The sequence below is a fragment of the Amycolatopsis sp. TNS106 genome (assembly GCF_019330265.1).
Lineage (GTDB): Bacteria > Actinomycetota > Actinomycetes > Mycobacteriales > Pseudonocardiaceae > Amycolatopsis > Amycolatopsis lurida.
On sequence record NZ_CP024972.1, the window covers coordinates 193208 to 205608 of the forward strand.

Here is a 12401-nt window from a genome sequence, read left to right on the forward strand (position 1 = left end):
GGTCCGATGGACAGAGCCAAAGCACGCGGACTCCGCAGGACCAAAGGCTTGCGTGAGGCGGCGTGAAGGGTTCACCGGATGGAGTGGCATGATGCACGCTCGCACGTCGACGAGGAAGGCCTTGGTTTGAGCGCGCGCACTTCCCAGGTGGACGACCTCCGGCTGGTGGCACAACCGAATGCCGTGTTGTGCTCCGAGCTCTTCGTCCGTCTCATCTTGTCGGATTGGTCCTTGCGGCCGTTGCTCGATCAGGCGAAAACCGCCGCCGCCGGATTGGTGGGCACGCTGGTCGACGCGGCCGATCCGAAGGAGCCGCCCTTCCTGACACTGCGCTTGCGCCTGCGGTCGGACGTGCTGGTCATCGAGGTCGACCACGAACTGGACGGGCTCCCCGTGCCGACACCCGCACCGGGTGAGCGGACCGGGGTGGCGCCGAGCGAGACCGGCGGCGTGACCTTCTGGTGCGAGCTGCCGCTGCCCGGTGGCCTGTCTGCCGGACAGGTCCAGCTGCCGAGGCGGGGCGACCGTCGCACGCTGGTGGACGAACCCGTCTCCGGCGAGCCCGTCGGCGCCGATCCCGAAGTCCTGGAACGGCTCTTGACCCGGCTGAGCGGCTGGTCCGGCTGATGGCGACGAGACAGGTCACCACGCCGGTGCTCGAGATCGAGTACGAGCACGCCGGCGAAGAGGGCGGGCCCCCGGTGGTCCTGCTCCACGGCTTTCCGTACGACGTGCGGGCCTACGACGAGGTCGCCACGCTCCTCGCGGCGGGCGGAGCCTCCGTGTACGTCCCCTATCTCCGGGGATTCGGTGGCACGCGTTTCCTCGACAAGGCGACACTTCGCTCCGGACAGCAGGCCGCCCTCGCGCAGGACCTGCTCGAGTTCATGGACGCGCTGGGGCTGGAGAAGGCCGTCGTCGCGGGCTACGACTGGGGCGGCCGCGCGGCCTGTATCGCGGCCGCGCTCCGGCCCGAGCGCGTGCGCGGGCTGGTCTCGGTGGACGGCTACAACGTCCAGAACCTCGCCTACGCCGGCGAACCCGCGCCACCGGAGTGGGAACGCACTTACTGGTATCAGTTCTATTTCCACTCCGAGCGGGGCAGGCGCGGGCTGGCGGAGAACCGCGACGAGCTGTGCGCCTTGTTGTGGCGCACCTGGTCGCCGACCTGGACCGGCGCCGACGCGGCGTTCCCGACCAGCGCTCCCAGCCTCCACAACCCGGACTTCGTCGACGTCGTCATCCACTCCTACCGGCACCGCTTCGGCTTGGCGGAAGGCGATCCGCGGTATCAGGCGCTCGAAGACCTGATCGCGGAGGAGCCGGCCATCACGGTGCCGACGGTGGTGCTGGAGAGCGGGGACGACGGCATCGGCGGCCCGAGCGCGGAGGGCGACCGCGAGTACTTCACCGGGCCGTACGAACATCGGGTTCTGCCCGGGGTCGGCCACAACGTTCCCCAGGAGGCTCCTGAAGCGTTCGCGGCCGCTGTGGCGTCTCTGCTTGAGTGAGTCCCTCCGACGAAAGGTCCGCCCGTGACCGACCCCCAGCCAGCGCCCTCGGTTCCGCCGGGGAAGTTCCTGCTCGAACTCGTCCCGGTGCCGGTCAGCGACATCGACCGGGCGAAGGATTTCTACACGGAGAAGCTCGGTTTCCACGTCGACGTCGACGTGCGGCCCGCAGACGGGGTCCGGATCGTCCAGCTCACTCCGCCGGGTTCGGCCTGCTCGATCACCTTGGCCACCGGGATCCCGTCGCTGGACATGCCTGCCGGGTCGCTGCGCGGGCTCCATCTCGTGGTCGCCGACATCGAGGAGGCCCGCGCCGCCCTCGTCGCCAAGGGGGCCGACGTCGGTCCGGTCGAGGACATCGGCGGCGTCTTCTACGCGGCGTTCAGCGACCCGGACGGCAACACCTGGACGCTCCAGTACATGCCCTGGCGCGTCGGGTGAGGACGATCACCCGTCCGTGCGCGTGACGAATCCTGATCTTCGTTTGTCCTTCGGACGTAAGGCGCACGATCCGGGCGCCACGGACGGAGGAGGACCCGATGTCGTTGGGCGACAAGATCAGCAACAAGGCCGAGGAGTTCGGCGGTAAGGCCAAGGAGGCCGCCGGCGACGCCACCGGCAACGACGAATTGCGCGCGGAAGGCCAGGCGGACCAGGCGAAGGCCGGTCTCAAGGGCGCGGTCGAGAACGTGAAGGACGCTGTCGGTGACGCGGCGGACAAGCTCCGCGACACCTTCAAGAAGTAGTGTTCTCCGGGCCGGGGCGGCGGGTTTCCGCGCCCCGGCCCGTTTTCATTCGCGCAGGACCACCGGCAGGCTCGTGAGCCGCGTTCCCTGGATGCCGCCGAGGAACGTCTGCCGGAGTTCGCCGTAGGGCACGGCGAGCCGGGCTTCGGGGAAGTCCGTGCGCAGAACCGTCGCCACCGCCCGTAGTTCGAGCTGCGCGAGCTGGGCGCCGACGCAGAAATGCGGGCCCGCGCCGAAGGTCAGGTCCGGGCCCGGTTCCCTGGCCGGATCGGTGTTGATGCCCTGGATGTCGACGAGCACCGGTGCCCCGGCGGGGAGCCGGCTCCCGGCGAGGCCGACCTCCGCGGTCGTGAACCGCCAGAGCGTGAACGGTGCGGGCGGGTGGACCCGGAGCGTTTCGCGGACCAGGTGGCCTTCGGGGGTGGTGTCCCCGTTCAGGAGCCGCGAGACGAGGAAGCCGATCGAGGCGTCGGTGGTGAGCTGCCCGGCGAAGATCAACGCGAACAGGTGATACCGCAGGTCCTCTTCGGACGTCTCGGGCGGAAGGTTGTCGCGTAGTTCCGTCGCGAGCCCCTTCCGGTTCGGGGTCAGCCCCGCGGCGGCGAGGTCCGCGATCGCGGCGATGGCCTTGCCCTGGGCACCCGGTTCGGGGTCGGACATGCGACGGCACGCGTCGACGGCGACGTCGAGCAGGTGAAGCGGGATACCGAGCAGGTCGAGCAGCACGGTGAGCGGGAAACGGGTGGAGAACCCGTCCATGAGGTCGACCGTACCGGCGCCGAGGTCCGTCAGCAGGGTCCGGGCGATCCGGTGGATCCGGTCGGATTGCGCCTGGATCCGTTTGGCGCTCAGCAAAGGGGCGTGCGCACGCCGCAAGAGCGCGTGGTCGGGCCCGTCCAGTGTGGTGAGGGACGGTTGTTCGGCTGCGGTTCGTTCGAACCTGGTCCAGCCCTCGGGGGCGAACGCGGGATCCTTCGCGAAGCGCGGGTCCGCCAAGACCTCGCGGGCCAGTTTCTCCTCGGTGACTATCCACGCGCTTCCGCCCTCGGGGGCGGCCACTTCGACGAGCGGCCCCGCGGCCCGCAGCGCGGGGCGGACAGGGTCGGGTTCGGTGATGCCGCGGGTCGTCGCGGCGAACGGATCGGGGAGCACACAAACTCCTTCATGAGAAAGTAGCTTCACTGTGAAGGTATATTCGGGGCCGGTAGGTTGTCAAAGCGCACGGATCCGAGGAGGGCTGATGGAGGACGACGTCGCGGCGCGGAGTGCGTCGCTGCTGGACGGCCTCCGGAGCTTCGGGGCGAACTACACCGAGTTCACCCGGCGTTTCGCGGACTGGCTCGGCCTGCACGCCACCGACGCCGCCGCGCTCGTGGAGATCCTCTACGCCGAAGACACCGGCTCGCCGTTGTCCCCGGCCCGGCTCGGCGACCGCATCGCGCTGACCTCCGGCGCGACCACGAATTTGCTGAACCGGCTGGAAAGCCTCGGTTACGTGGTGCGGACCAGGGAGGACAGCGACCGGCGAAGGGTCACCCTGCGCAGCGGCCCGGACATCCAGGGGCCCGCGCGTGAGTTCTTCGGTCCGTTCAGCGCCGGGCTCGCGGCGCTCGTGGCTGAGTACCCCGCGGAGGAGATCGAACGGTTCGAGGCCTTCCTACGGCATCTGAAGTCCACTATGGACAGCGTGCTCGAAGAACAGGATTAGACCCGGACCAGTCCGATCCGCTCTCGGCACCGAATCCCTCCCGGACGCCACGGAACCGCGTAGCCGGGCGTCGGGTGAGGTGGAGGCGGCTTGATGGTCGAGGGAGTGCGGACGAGTCCGCGCGGAAGCGGCGGCACCGGAGCGGAGCCCGCCGAGGCGAGTTTGATGCAACGGGTCGCGGCAGGTGACGAACAGGCGTTCGCCGACCTGTACGACGTCGTGGCGGGACCGGTGTGGGGCGTGGTGAACAGGGTCGTCCGCAACGGCACGTTCGCCGAGGAGGTCACCCAAGAGGTCCTGGTGGAGGTGTGGCGGACGGCCGCCCGGTTCAAACCGGGCAAGGGGAGCACGCTGGCCTGGGTGCTCACGATCGCGCACCGGCGGGCGGTGGACCGGGTGCGTTCGCATCAGGCCGCGCTCGACCGGGACGATCGCGCGGGACGGCTCGACTTCCGCCGCCCGTTCGACGAGGTCGCCGAGTCGACGATCAGCAACCTGGAGCAGCAGCGGGTGCGCCAGTGCCTGTCCGCGTTGACCGACCTGCAACGGGAATCGGTCGTGCTGGCCTATTACAACGGCTACACGTACCCGGAAGTCGCGGAAGTGCTCAAGACCGCGCCCGGCACGGTGAAGACCCGCATCCGCGATGGCCTGATCCGGCTGCGTGACTGCTTGGGGGTCGGGCAATGACGGCGGAACTGCACACACTGACCGGGGCCTACGCCGTGGACGCCGTCCCGGAGGAAGAGGCCGCCGCCTTCAAGCGGCATCTGCGGGGTTGCCCCGCGTGCGGCCAGGAGGTCCGGGAACTCCGGGAAGCCGCCGCCCGTCTGGGAGCGGCGCTCGCCACCCCGCCACCGCCGAGACTGCGGGAAGCGACGCTCACGGAGGTCGCCCACACCCGTCAATGGCCTCCGCTGGTCGCGGTCGTGCGTCGAGGCGGGCCGGTGAAGACGCGGATCGCCCTCTGGGGTGCCGCCGCGGCCGCCGTCGGAGCGCTGGTGTTCAGCTTGGTCACCACGACCACCGATCCGGGGACCGACCCCGCTCAGCAACAGCTGGCCTCGGTGAACGCCGTGCTCACCGCGCCCGACGCCTCGACGGTCAAGGACGCGGAACGCGGGAACACCACGGTCGTGACCTCGCACGGCAAGGGCAAGATCGTCGTGCTGGCCGGTGACCTTCCGCCGTTGGCGCCAGGCAAGGCGTATCAGGTCTGGCTCATCGGAAAGAGCGGGGTGCATTCGGCGGGCCTGTTGGCTCCGGACGGTCCACATCGGACCCGGCCGGTGCTCGCGGACCTGCCGGGCGGGATCGACCGGGTCGGCATCACCGCGGAACCCGCCGGCGGCTCGCCTGCCCCGACCGTTCCGGCGGTGGTCATGGTGGACCTGGTCTAGGAGCCGGTGAGCCGCTCGCAGGCCTGCCAGAGTTCCTGGCGCTGTGCGGCGGTCTCCCGGGTCTTGCCGAGGTAGTGCGTCGGCCGCTGGACACGGTCGTGCCAGAACATCCCGTTGTACCGGGCCGGTTCCTCGGCGGCGGCGAGCCAGACGAAGGTGTCGGCGCCCTGCTCGGGATTCCGCAGGATCCGTCGTGTCAGCTTCTGGAACGTCGGCAGGGAGGTCGCGACGCCCGGCGTGTCGGCCCAGCCGGGATGAGCGCTGTGCACGGTGACCCCGGAGCCGTCCAGCCGGTCCGCCCAGAGCTCGGCGAGCACCACCTGCATCCGTTTCGTCCGCGCGTATCCGGCCGCCGGCTTGTACTCGTCGCGGCGGTACTGGAGGTCGTCGGCGCGCAGCGGCTGGCCGTACATGCCACCGGAGCTGACCCAGATCACCCTCGCGCCGTCGGCGAGCTTCGGCCGGAGCGACGCGGTGAGCAGATGCGGCCCGAGCACGTGCGTGGCCAGCATGAGTTCGTTGCCCTCGGCCGTCTCCGTGCGTTCCGCCGGCATCACTCCGGCGTTGTGCACGAGAACGTCCACCTCACCGTCGAGGTCTTTGGCGTAGTCGCGCACGGACGAGATCAGGCTGACATCGCATTGGTCGACGATGATCCGCGAGCCGGGCGCGGCGTGCTCGATCTCGGCGCGGGCGGCGTTACCGTCGCCGCGAATCGCGATCCGGACGGTCGCGCCCAGCTTCGCCAGCCCGATGGCCGTCGCCTTCCCCAAACCCGCTTTGGCGCCGGTCACCACGGCGACCTTGCCCGCGAGCGCGTCCGGCGCGGGATCCCCGGGCCACCAGTGCCGTCGCACGGAGTACCCGATGTTGCCGTACCCGAGCAAGGTCCGGTCGAGCACGGTGTCGGCGACCCGGGTGACGACGGACATGCGGGTACTCCTCAGCGGTCGAATGGTGGTTGCGCGGTGTACTCCATGTTCCCGGTTCGCCCTGCTCGGAAACCACTCACTGAACGCGGGATCCGGCCTTCGCGGAGAAGCGGAACTCGATGGTCATCGGAAGCTCGCCGAGATCCAACGCCTGACGCAGCCTCGGCAGGCCCTCCGCGGTGATCCGCTCGCGGATGGTGGCCAGATCGCCGTCCTGTTCGGCGCTCAGCACCACGGCCAGCACCGGCGCGTCCTGGGACCCGCCGAGCGTGGCGTGCGCGGCGTGGACGCCGGGATAGGTCGCGACCTCCGCGGCGAACGGTTCCACCGCGGTGCTCGCGGCCAGCGTGGTCTCACCGGTCTCCTGGTCGAAGCGCCAGGTGTGGGACTTCGGTTTGCGGACGGGCTGCGCGATCAGCCAGCGCAGCGCCAGCAGACCGGCCACCACCGCGGCCCCGGCGACGACGTACCAGACCCATCCGGGTGGCATGGCGGTCCCGGGGACGAGCGGGGTGCCCGGATCGAGCAGCGGGATCCGGCCGAAATGGGTGCCGACGGCGAATCCGCCGGCGGCGAGCAACACGATCCCGGTCAGCACCAGCAGGGTGCGGTTCAGCCGGGCGGGGCGGTTGAGGTCGGTCATGACGCGCTCCTGGTGGCCTTGACTCGGACCCGCACGGCCGGGACGGTGGCGGGGCCGATCTGTGAGAGGCGGTGCTCGATGGCCGCGCGGACGGCGTCGGCGAGTCCGGCGGTGTTCGTCCGCCCGGTGGTGACCACCGAGACGATCTTGCTCCGCTTGACCTTCAGTTTCGCCGCCGAGACACCATCCACAGTGGACGCCGCGGTACGCAGCGTCGACCGGTAGCTGCGCCGGGAGGCCCCGGAGTCCGTGCCGCCTTCGAGCGGCAGCACGGTGGGCCGCCCCGGGACGATCGCGGCCACGAGGAGCAGCAGACCGATCAGCGCGACCACCCCGCCCGCGATCGCCGGCAGCGGATCACTCCATCGGGTGTCGTGCAGAGCGGACGCGACGGCGTCGTAGCTGATCCACGGCTTTTCGCCGATGATCGTCTGGACCGCGACGATGGCGGCCAGTACGCATCCGGCGAGCACCACGAGGGCGACCAGCACGGCCGGGACACTGCGGCGCGGGCGCCGTTTCATCGGACCCTCCTCGTTTCGGTCTCCGTGGAATGCAGGGCCGTGACGGTGATGTCGACCCGCGTGATGGCCAGGCCCGAGAGTTCGCCCACGCGGCGGATCAGATGCTCTCGCGCGCTTTCGGTGGTGCCGCGCACGGAGAGCGGGTACTTCACCGAAAGCCGGACGTCCAAAGTGGCCGTCGAGCCGGTGACGTGCGCGCTCACCTTGGCGCCCTGGTCGAGGTCTTCACCGCCGACCGCGATTCCGAGCACCCGGGAGGCCGAGCCGCCGACGCCGTCGAGTTCGGTGATCGCCCGAGCGGCGATCCGCTCGACGGCGCCGTCGGCCACGGTCAGGGCGCCGCGCCCGTCCGTTCCGGGCGCGGCGGCGGTCATGGTCGTCATGGCGATCAGCCCCTGTCGCGGCCCGCCAGGGCCGAAAGGTCGAGCTTGCCGTCGAGGAACCGGCCGACCAGCAGGCCGAGGACGGCGAGCACGAGCACGACGAGGAAGGCGCCGAAGCCGCCGAACGCGCCGGCCACGCCGAGCACGAGACCGGTCAGCAGGCCGAGGTGGGTGGCGTTCATGAACGTTCTCCTTGCTGTCGGGCGCGAACCGGCGCCGATGGTCACTGGACGCGGGTGGATTCGGAGTCTTCGTCGGTGTCGTCGTCGCCAGGGATGTGCACGTCGGACACGTTGATGTTGACCTCGACGACCTCGAGGCCGGTCATCTGCTCGACCGCGCCGATCACGTTGCGGCGCACCGACTTGGCGAGATCCGCGATCGCGACCCCGTATTCGACGACGATCTGCAGGTCGACCGCGGCCTGGCGTTCGCCGACCTCGACGGAGACGCCCTGCCCGGCGGACGCGGTGGCGCCGGGGATGCGCTCACGCAGCGCGTTGAAGGCCCGCACGGCGCCGCCGCCCAGCGCGTGGACGCCGGTGATCTCGCGGGTCGCGAGGCCCGCGACCTTCTGCACGACGGTGTCGGCGATCGTGGTCACGCCCTGCGTGGTGACGAGCGCGCTGTTCTCGGCCGGGGCGGCGGAGTTCGAGTTCGGCTTGGCGGTGGTGGCGGTGTTCGTCATCGCGATCTCCTCGGTTCGGATTCCGTTGCCTGTGGTGGAAGTTGTTCGCTTCCACACTCCATAGACCCAGCCGAACCAAGATCGTCACGACCCGATCGTGTGGTCTGGATCTCACCGATCGTGGGTATGTCTTTTGGCCTGCTCCGCACGGCCGACTACGGTGTCGTTCTTTCAGCCTGTCGAAGGTCGTGCGCGGGGAAGTCCTCGCTCCGGTGACCAAAGTGGACGAGGCGACGTCGAGATCGTTTGCTGCCTCCCGTGGACGCTGGCCTTCGCGTGACTTCTCTGTTAGGAAAGGTTCCTAACTAAAGGGAGGCGATATGCGCGGACGTGGTCTGGCGGCGGCGACGGTTCTGGTGGTCCTGTGCGGTGGTTCGGCCGCCGTCGCGGACACCACGACGGCGCGCCCGGCACGCAACATCATCTACATCCAGGGTGACGGCCTCGGCCTCGGCCAGCGTGACCTGCTTCGGCTGGCGCTCAAGGGCAAGAACGGCGAACTGGCGATGGACGGCCTCGCGGTCACCGGCCTCGTGCGGACGTCCTCGGCCGACCCCGACGAGATCGTCACCGACTCGGCCGCCGCGGCAACCGCCCTCGCGACCGGGCACAAGACGCGCAACGGCGCCGTCGGCGTCGATTCCCTCGGGCGCCCGCTGGAGACGATCCTCGAACGGGCGAAGCGGGCCGGGAAGTCGACCGGCCTGGTGACGACGGCGCAGGTGACCGGCGCGTCGCCCGCGGCCTTCGCGGCTCACGTCCCCAGCCGCGACGCGCAGAGCGACATCGCGAAGCAGTACATCGAGAACAGCCGCCCGGACGTCCTGCTCGGCGGCGGCGAGGACTGGTGGTATCCGAAGGGGAACCCCGGGCAGTGGCCGGACAAACCGGGGGAGGAGAGCCGCAGCCCGTACGGCAATCTGGTCGAACGCGCCCAGCGAACGGGCTACACCTACGTGCGTGACGGCGACGAGCTGCGGAACACGCGGGCCAACCGGATCCTCGGCCTGTTCGCGAACGAGGACATGGTCGACTACGGCCCGGACGGCGTCGGGAAGTACGCGCCGCGGGTGCCGCTCCAGCAGATGGCGCGCAAGGCGCTGGACACCCTCTCGAAGAACCCGCGCGGCTTCTTTCTCTTCCTGGAGGAAGAAGGAACCGACGGGATGTCGCACGAGAACAACGCGCACGGCGTGATCGACGCGGGCCGCGCGCTCGACGACACCGTCGCCGAGGTCATGCGGTTCGCCCGCGCGCATCCCGGCACGCTGGTGATCATCGGCGGCGACCACGAGACCGGAGGGCTGGCCATCGAGAACTACGACGCCTCCGACACCGACCCTGACCAGGACGGGCCGTTCGATGTCCCGGGTTCGAAGCTCCGCTTCACCGTGGACTGGACGACCCACGACCACACCGGCTCCGACACCCCGGTCACCGCCGAAGGCCCCGGCTCCACCCGTTTGGGTGGCACGGTCGAGAACACCGACGTCCACGGGGTGATGCGGGCGGCAAGCGGCCTCTGAACCGGAAAAGGCCACCTCCGGCGACGGAGGTGGCCTTCACGGGCGTTGGGGTCAGCCGATGCTTTCGACGACAGCCTCGGCGACCGCCTTCATCGTGGTCCGGCGGTCCATCGCGGTGCGCTGTATCCAGCGGAACGCGTCCGGTTCGGTGAGCCCCTGACGGCTCATCAGCAGCCCCTTGGCGCGGTCGATCACCTTCCGCGTCTCGAGCCGGTCCGTGAGGCCGGCGACCTCGGACTCGAGCGCCTGGAGCTCGGCGAACCGGCTCACGGCCAGCTCGATGGCAGGCACCAGGTCACGCTTCGCGAACGGCTTGACCAGGTACGCCATCGTGCCCGCGTCCCTAGCCCGCTCGACGAGGTCGCGCTGGCTGAACGCGGTCAGGATGACGACCGGCGCGATCCGGTCGCCGGTGATCTTGGAGGCGGCCTCGATACCGTCGAGCTTGGGCATCTTGACGTCGAGAATCACCAGGTCGGGCTTCAACTCGGTGGCCAGATTGATGGCCTGCTCGCCATCACCGGCCTCACCGACCACCTCATAACCCTCTTCACGGAGCATCTCGACGAGATCCAGCCGGATGAGGGCCTCGTCTTCGGCCACGAGCACCCGCCGCTGGGGTGCGGCGACGGCACCATTGGCCTCGGCAGCCTGCTCGGTCACCGGGGTCCTCCTGAAGGTCGTCGGGCAGTTCGGCTCGCGGTCTGTCCGCGAACCTGAAGCCTACCGGGAACGATCCAGACGGCTAGATGGCGTTCACCACGTCAGACGGTCGTCACACTCCGGGCCCCGCGACAGGCGCGCTCCCGTGATCCCGTAAAGTTCACCGGGCACCGCCCCCGTAGCCCAACTGGCAGAGGCAACGGATTCAAAACCCGTCCAGTGTGAGTTCGAATCTCACCGGGGGCACTCGCAGGATGCACCTGCGCAGCTTTGCTGTGGAGCGGTGTCGCCGACGGAAACGATCGCGGCTGGATCGCCCGGCAGGGAGGCTCTGAGGGGCGCTCGATCGTCGAGGAGCAGGCTGTCTTGTGTACGGGCGGCGTCGGCGATTTCTTTTGCAGCGCTTGCCGCCGACGTTCGGTGCCCATTGCTTGTCGGTGCGGCTGTCGTCTTGGTCAGCGAGCAATAGTGCGTGTCGTTGTGTGCCGAACAGGCGCTCTGAAGTGCAGGAGCCCAGGCGCTCGACAACGATTGCTCGTCGGCGACCTGCTGTTCGATGCCGTGAACACGCACAATCCGTGTCATTACGCCTTCCCACATGAGAACGCGCGACTCTCTCGTGGCCAGTCGCTGCCAGGGCGTGTCGACGTGGACCGCCAGTACTGCTGGGGCGGAGTGATGGGCAGCGGTCGCGGATCTCGCAGCCACAGTCAAGCCAGACATCAATAAGGTCGTCGAGGACGAAGAGGTGGCTTGACCACTTCCCCGGCCAGGCGGCGTAGAGGCGGCATTCGCCTGTCAGCGCTCGCTTGTAAGTGCCGGCGTCGGTGTCCCAGCGGACGCTTCCGTCCCGCGGTGACCTCGATGTAGCACTTCGTTCGGAGTGTGCAGGGGAACTCTGGGGCCCATCGCGCCCGCGCTTCTTGGTTCCTGCAATCTGCCTCCTGCTTGTCAGCCTGGATCAAGCTTTTCATGGATGGCCGTCGCGGGCGTGGGGCGAGGAGCAGCCCACCTTCGCCGATGACGAGGCGTTCGCGGGCCTGAATCCCACCTGTATCTCCGAACTGCGTGGACGGTTGGAGACCGAACGGATTGCCGCGGAACCGGACCACGCCGAGATAGCCCTGCGCTGTGCCCGCCACCAGGAGTTGTCGTCCGACCGCGTTGCCCGGTGCGCGGGCCGATGTCGGCGCGGACGCTGCTGCCCGGCGCCGGGGTGAATAGGGGGCCGCGCGCACCGGAGAGGACGATCTGCTCCGCCGCAGTGAGTCACCGAGTTCGCGTGCGGCGCGGGCAAGCCAGGCGAGAGCGTCGATCGGATCGCCGAGGGAGGCGGCGCCGGTGCCTTCGGAAACCAGGCCGGATGAGGCGTTGTCAGTGATCGTGTCGGTGATCGAGATGTCCCAGCCGGTGATTCCACTGTCCACGATCTCGAGCGCGGCTACGGCGTGGCCCTTGGCCGGTCGGCCCCGAGCAGTAAGCGAATCTCGGCCTCGATCTTCGGTTGCAGAAGCCGCCTGGCGGGTACCGCCGCGTGCCCCGAGACGTCCATGTCGGCGAAGAACACGCCGAAGTCGGGTTGGTCGACGCCGAGCTGTCGTTGCACGGCCGGGGAGGTCAGTCCGATCTTGCGGCCGACCACGACTGCACCGTCCGCCTCCCCAGCCGGGTCAGCTC

At 69.4% G+C, this 12401-nt stretch carries 17 protein-coding genes and 1 tRNA gene; 9 read left to right on the forward strand and 9 right to left on the reverse strand.

The window, feature by feature from the left end; translation table 11 throughout:
* Window positions 1-126: 126 nt before the first annotated feature.
* The 4 genes from CVV72_RS00965 to CVV72_RS00980 all read left to right on the forward strand — a co-directional run bounded on the left by CVV72_RS00965 (window position 127) and on the right by CVV72_RS00980 (window position 2257).
* Window positions 127-627: an ATP-binding protein gene (locus CVV72_RS00965; protein ID WP_219153747.1), complete on the forward strand. Its 501-nt coding sequence runs from the start codon at window positions 127-129 to the stop codon at window positions 625-627.
* Complete coding sequence (locus tag CVV72_RS00970; protein ID WP_219150500.1) at window positions 627-1511, forward strand: alpha/beta fold hydrolase; 885 nt, start codon at window positions 627-629, stop codon at window positions 1509-1511. The genes CVV72_RS00965 and CVV72_RS00970 overlap by 1 nt, the downstream gene beginning before the upstream one ends.
* A 24-nt stretch (window positions 1512-1535) precedes the next feature.
* Window positions 1536-1952, forward strand: a complete 417-nt coding sequence (locus tag CVV72_RS00975; RefSeq protein WP_219150502.1) for a VOC family protein — start codon at window positions 1536-1538, stop codon at window positions 1950-1952.
* 98 nt (window positions 1953-2050) lie between these two features.
* The gene (locus tag CVV72_RS00980) at window positions 2051-2257 is read left to right on the forward strand and encodes a CsbD family protein (protein WP_034320799.1); all 207 of its coding nucleotides are present in this window, start codon (window positions 2051-2053) and stop codon (window positions 2255-2257) included.
* A 45-nt stretch (window positions 2258-2302) separates the two neighbouring features.
* On the opposite strand, the gene CVV72_RS00985 is transcribed toward CVV72_RS00980, so the two are convergent.
* The gene (locus tag CVV72_RS00985) at window positions 2303-3409 is read right to left on the reverse strand and encodes a cytochrome P450 (RefSeq protein WP_219150505.1); all 1107 of its coding nucleotides are present in this window, start codon (window positions 3407-3409) and stop codon (window positions 2303-2305) included.
* 88 nt (window positions 3410-3497) lie between these two features.
* On the opposite strand from CVV72_RS00985, the gene CVV72_RS00990 reads away from it, so the two are divergent.
* From CVV72_RS00990 to CVV72_RS01000, 3 genes are all read left to right on the forward strand, one after another.
* Window positions 3498-3965 (forward strand): MarR family winged helix-turn-helix transcriptional regulator, encoded by a 468-nt coding sequence (locus CVV72_RS00990; protein ID WP_219150507.1) that lies wholly within the window; start codon window positions 3498-3500, stop codon window positions 3963-3965.
* A gap of 93 nt (window positions 3966-4058) precedes the next feature.
* The gene (gene sigK / locus CVV72_RS00995; RefSeq protein WP_219150509.1) at window positions 4059-4655 is read left to right on the forward strand and encodes an ECF RNA polymerase sigma factor SigK; all 597 of its coding nucleotides are present in this window, start codon (window positions 4059-4061) and stop codon (window positions 4653-4655) included.
* On the forward strand, window positions 4652-5365 hold the full coding sequence (locus CVV72_RS01000; protein ID WP_219150511.1) for an anti-sigma factor domain-containing protein: 714 nt from the start codon (window positions 4652-4654) through the stop codon (window positions 5363-5365). Before sigK ends, CVV72_RS01000 begins: the two co-directional genes overlap by 4 nt.
* On the opposite strand, the gene CVV72_RS01005 is transcribed toward CVV72_RS01000, so the two are convergent.
* The 6 genes from CVV72_RS01005 to CVV72_RS01030 all read right to left on the reverse strand — a co-directional run bounded on the left by CVV72_RS01005 (window position 5362) and on the right by CVV72_RS01030 (window position 8535).
* On the reverse strand, window positions 5362-6297 hold the full coding sequence (locus CVV72_RS01005; protein ID WP_219150513.1) for an SDR family NAD(P)-dependent oxidoreductase: 936 nt from the start codon (window positions 6295-6297) through the stop codon (window positions 5362-5364). The genes CVV72_RS01000 and CVV72_RS01005 overlap by 4 nt on opposite strands.
* A gap of 76 nt (window positions 6298-6373) precedes the next feature.
* Entirely contained in the window at window positions 6374-6940 is a 567-nt protein-coding gene (locus tag CVV72_RS01010) for an alkaline shock response membrane anchor protein AmaP (protein ID WP_219150515.1), read from the reverse strand.
* Window positions 6937-7464: a DUF6286 domain-containing protein gene (locus tag CVV72_RS01015; RefSeq protein ID WP_219150517.1), complete on the reverse strand. Its 528-nt coding sequence runs from the start codon at window positions 7462-7464 to the stop codon at window positions 6937-6939. Before CVV72_RS01015 ends, CVV72_RS01010 begins: the two co-directional genes overlap by 4 nt.
* On the reverse strand, window positions 7461-7847 hold the full coding sequence (locus tag CVV72_RS01020) for an Asp23/Gls24 family envelope stress response protein (protein ID WP_219150519.1): 387 nt from the start codon (window positions 7845-7847) through the stop codon (window positions 7461-7463). The genes CVV72_RS01015 and CVV72_RS01020 overlap by 4 nt, the downstream gene beginning before the upstream one ends.
* Window positions 7848-7852: 5 nt before the next feature.
* Window positions 7853-8029: a hypothetical protein gene (locus CVV72_RS01025; RefSeq protein WP_005154991.1), complete on the reverse strand. Its 177-nt coding sequence runs from the start codon at window positions 8027-8029 to the stop codon at window positions 7853-7855.
* 41 nt (window positions 8030-8070) lie between these two features.
* Window positions 8071-8535 carry an Asp23/Gls24 family envelope stress response protein gene (locus CVV72_RS01030; protein ID WP_219150521.1) on the reverse strand — a complete coding sequence of 155 codons (465 nt, stop codon included), beginning with the start codon at window positions 8533-8535 and terminating at the stop codon, window positions 8071-8073.
* 320 nt (window positions 8536-8855) lie between these two features.
* On the opposite strand from CVV72_RS01030, the gene CVV72_RS01035 reads away from it, so the two are divergent.
* Complete coding sequence (locus CVV72_RS01035) at window positions 8856-10061, forward strand: alkaline phosphatase (RefSeq protein ID WP_219150523.1); 1206 nt, start codon at window positions 8856-8858, stop codon at window positions 10059-10061.
* Between the two features lie 51 nt (window positions 10062-10112).
* Here CVV72_RS01035 and CVV72_RS01040 read toward each other — a convergent pair whose 3' ends face one another.
* On the reverse strand, window positions 10113-10724 hold the full coding sequence (locus CVV72_RS01040) for an ANTAR domain-containing response regulator (protein WP_005157321.1): 612 nt from the start codon (window positions 10722-10724) through the stop codon (window positions 10113-10115).
* A gap of 172 nt (window positions 10725-10896) precedes the next feature.
* Between CVV72_RS01040 and CVV72_RS01045 the strand changes: the two genes are divergently transcribed.
* Window positions 10897-10970: transfer RNA gene (locus CVV72_RS01045), tRNA-Leu, on the forward strand.
* A 1195-nt stretch (window positions 10971-12165) separates the two neighbouring features.
* Here the strand turns inward: CVV72_RS01045 and CVV72_RS41855 are convergent.
* A complete protein-coding gene (locus tag CVV72_RS41855; protein ID WP_219150525.1) occupies window positions 12166-12366 on the reverse strand; it encodes a hypothetical protein in 201 nt (66 codons plus the stop codon).
* Window positions 12367-12401 lie beyond the last annotated feature (35 nt).

Coding starts and splice junctions, on each gene's coding strand:
- CVV72_RS01025 (WP_005154991.1), bottom strand. CDS start 8,029: ATGAACGCCACCCACCTCGGCCTGCTGACCGGTCTCGTGCTCGGCGTG.
- CVV72_RS01010 (WP_219150515.1), bottom strand. CDS start 6,940: ATGACCGACCTCAACCGCCCCGCCCGGCTGAACCGCACCCTGCTGGTG.
- CVV72_RS01000 (WP_219150511.1), top strand. CDS start 4,652: ATGACGGCGGAACTGCACACACTGACCGGGGCCTACGCCGTGGACGCC.
- sigK (WP_219150509.1), top strand. CDS start 4,059: ATGGTCGAGGGAGTGCGGACGAGTCCGCGCGGAAGCGGCGGCACCGGA.
- CVV72_RS01035 (WP_219150523.1), top strand. CDS start 8,856: ATGCGCGGACGTGGTCTGGCGGCGGCGACGGTTCTGGTGGTCCTGTGC.
- CVV72_RS01015 (WP_219150517.1), bottom strand. CDS start 7,464: ATGAAACGGCGCCCGCGCCGCAGTGTCCCGGCCGTGCTGGTCGCCCTC.
- CVV72_RS01020 (WP_219150519.1), bottom strand. CDS start 7,847: ATGACGACCATGACCGCCGCCGCGCCCGGAACGGACGGGCGCGGCGCC.
- CVV72_RS00980 (WP_034320799.1), top strand. CDS start 2,051: ATGTCGTTGGGCGACAAGATCAGCAACAAGGCCGAGGAGTTCGGCGGT.
- CVV72_RS00970 (WP_219150500.1), top strand. CDS start 627: ATGGCGACGAGACAGGTCACCACGCCGGTGCTCGAGATCGAGTACGAG.
- CVV72_RS01030 (WP_219150521.1), bottom strand. CDS start 8,535: ATGACGAACACCGCCACCACCGCCAAGCCGAACTCGAACTCCGCCGCC.
- CVV72_RS01005 (WP_219150513.1), bottom strand. CDS start 6,297: ATGTCCGTCGTCACCCGGGTCGCCGACACCGTGCTCGACCGGACCTTG.
- CVV72_RS00990 (WP_219150507.1), top strand. CDS start 3,498: ATGGAGGACGACGTCGCGGCGCGGAGTGCGTCGCTGCTGGACGGCCTC.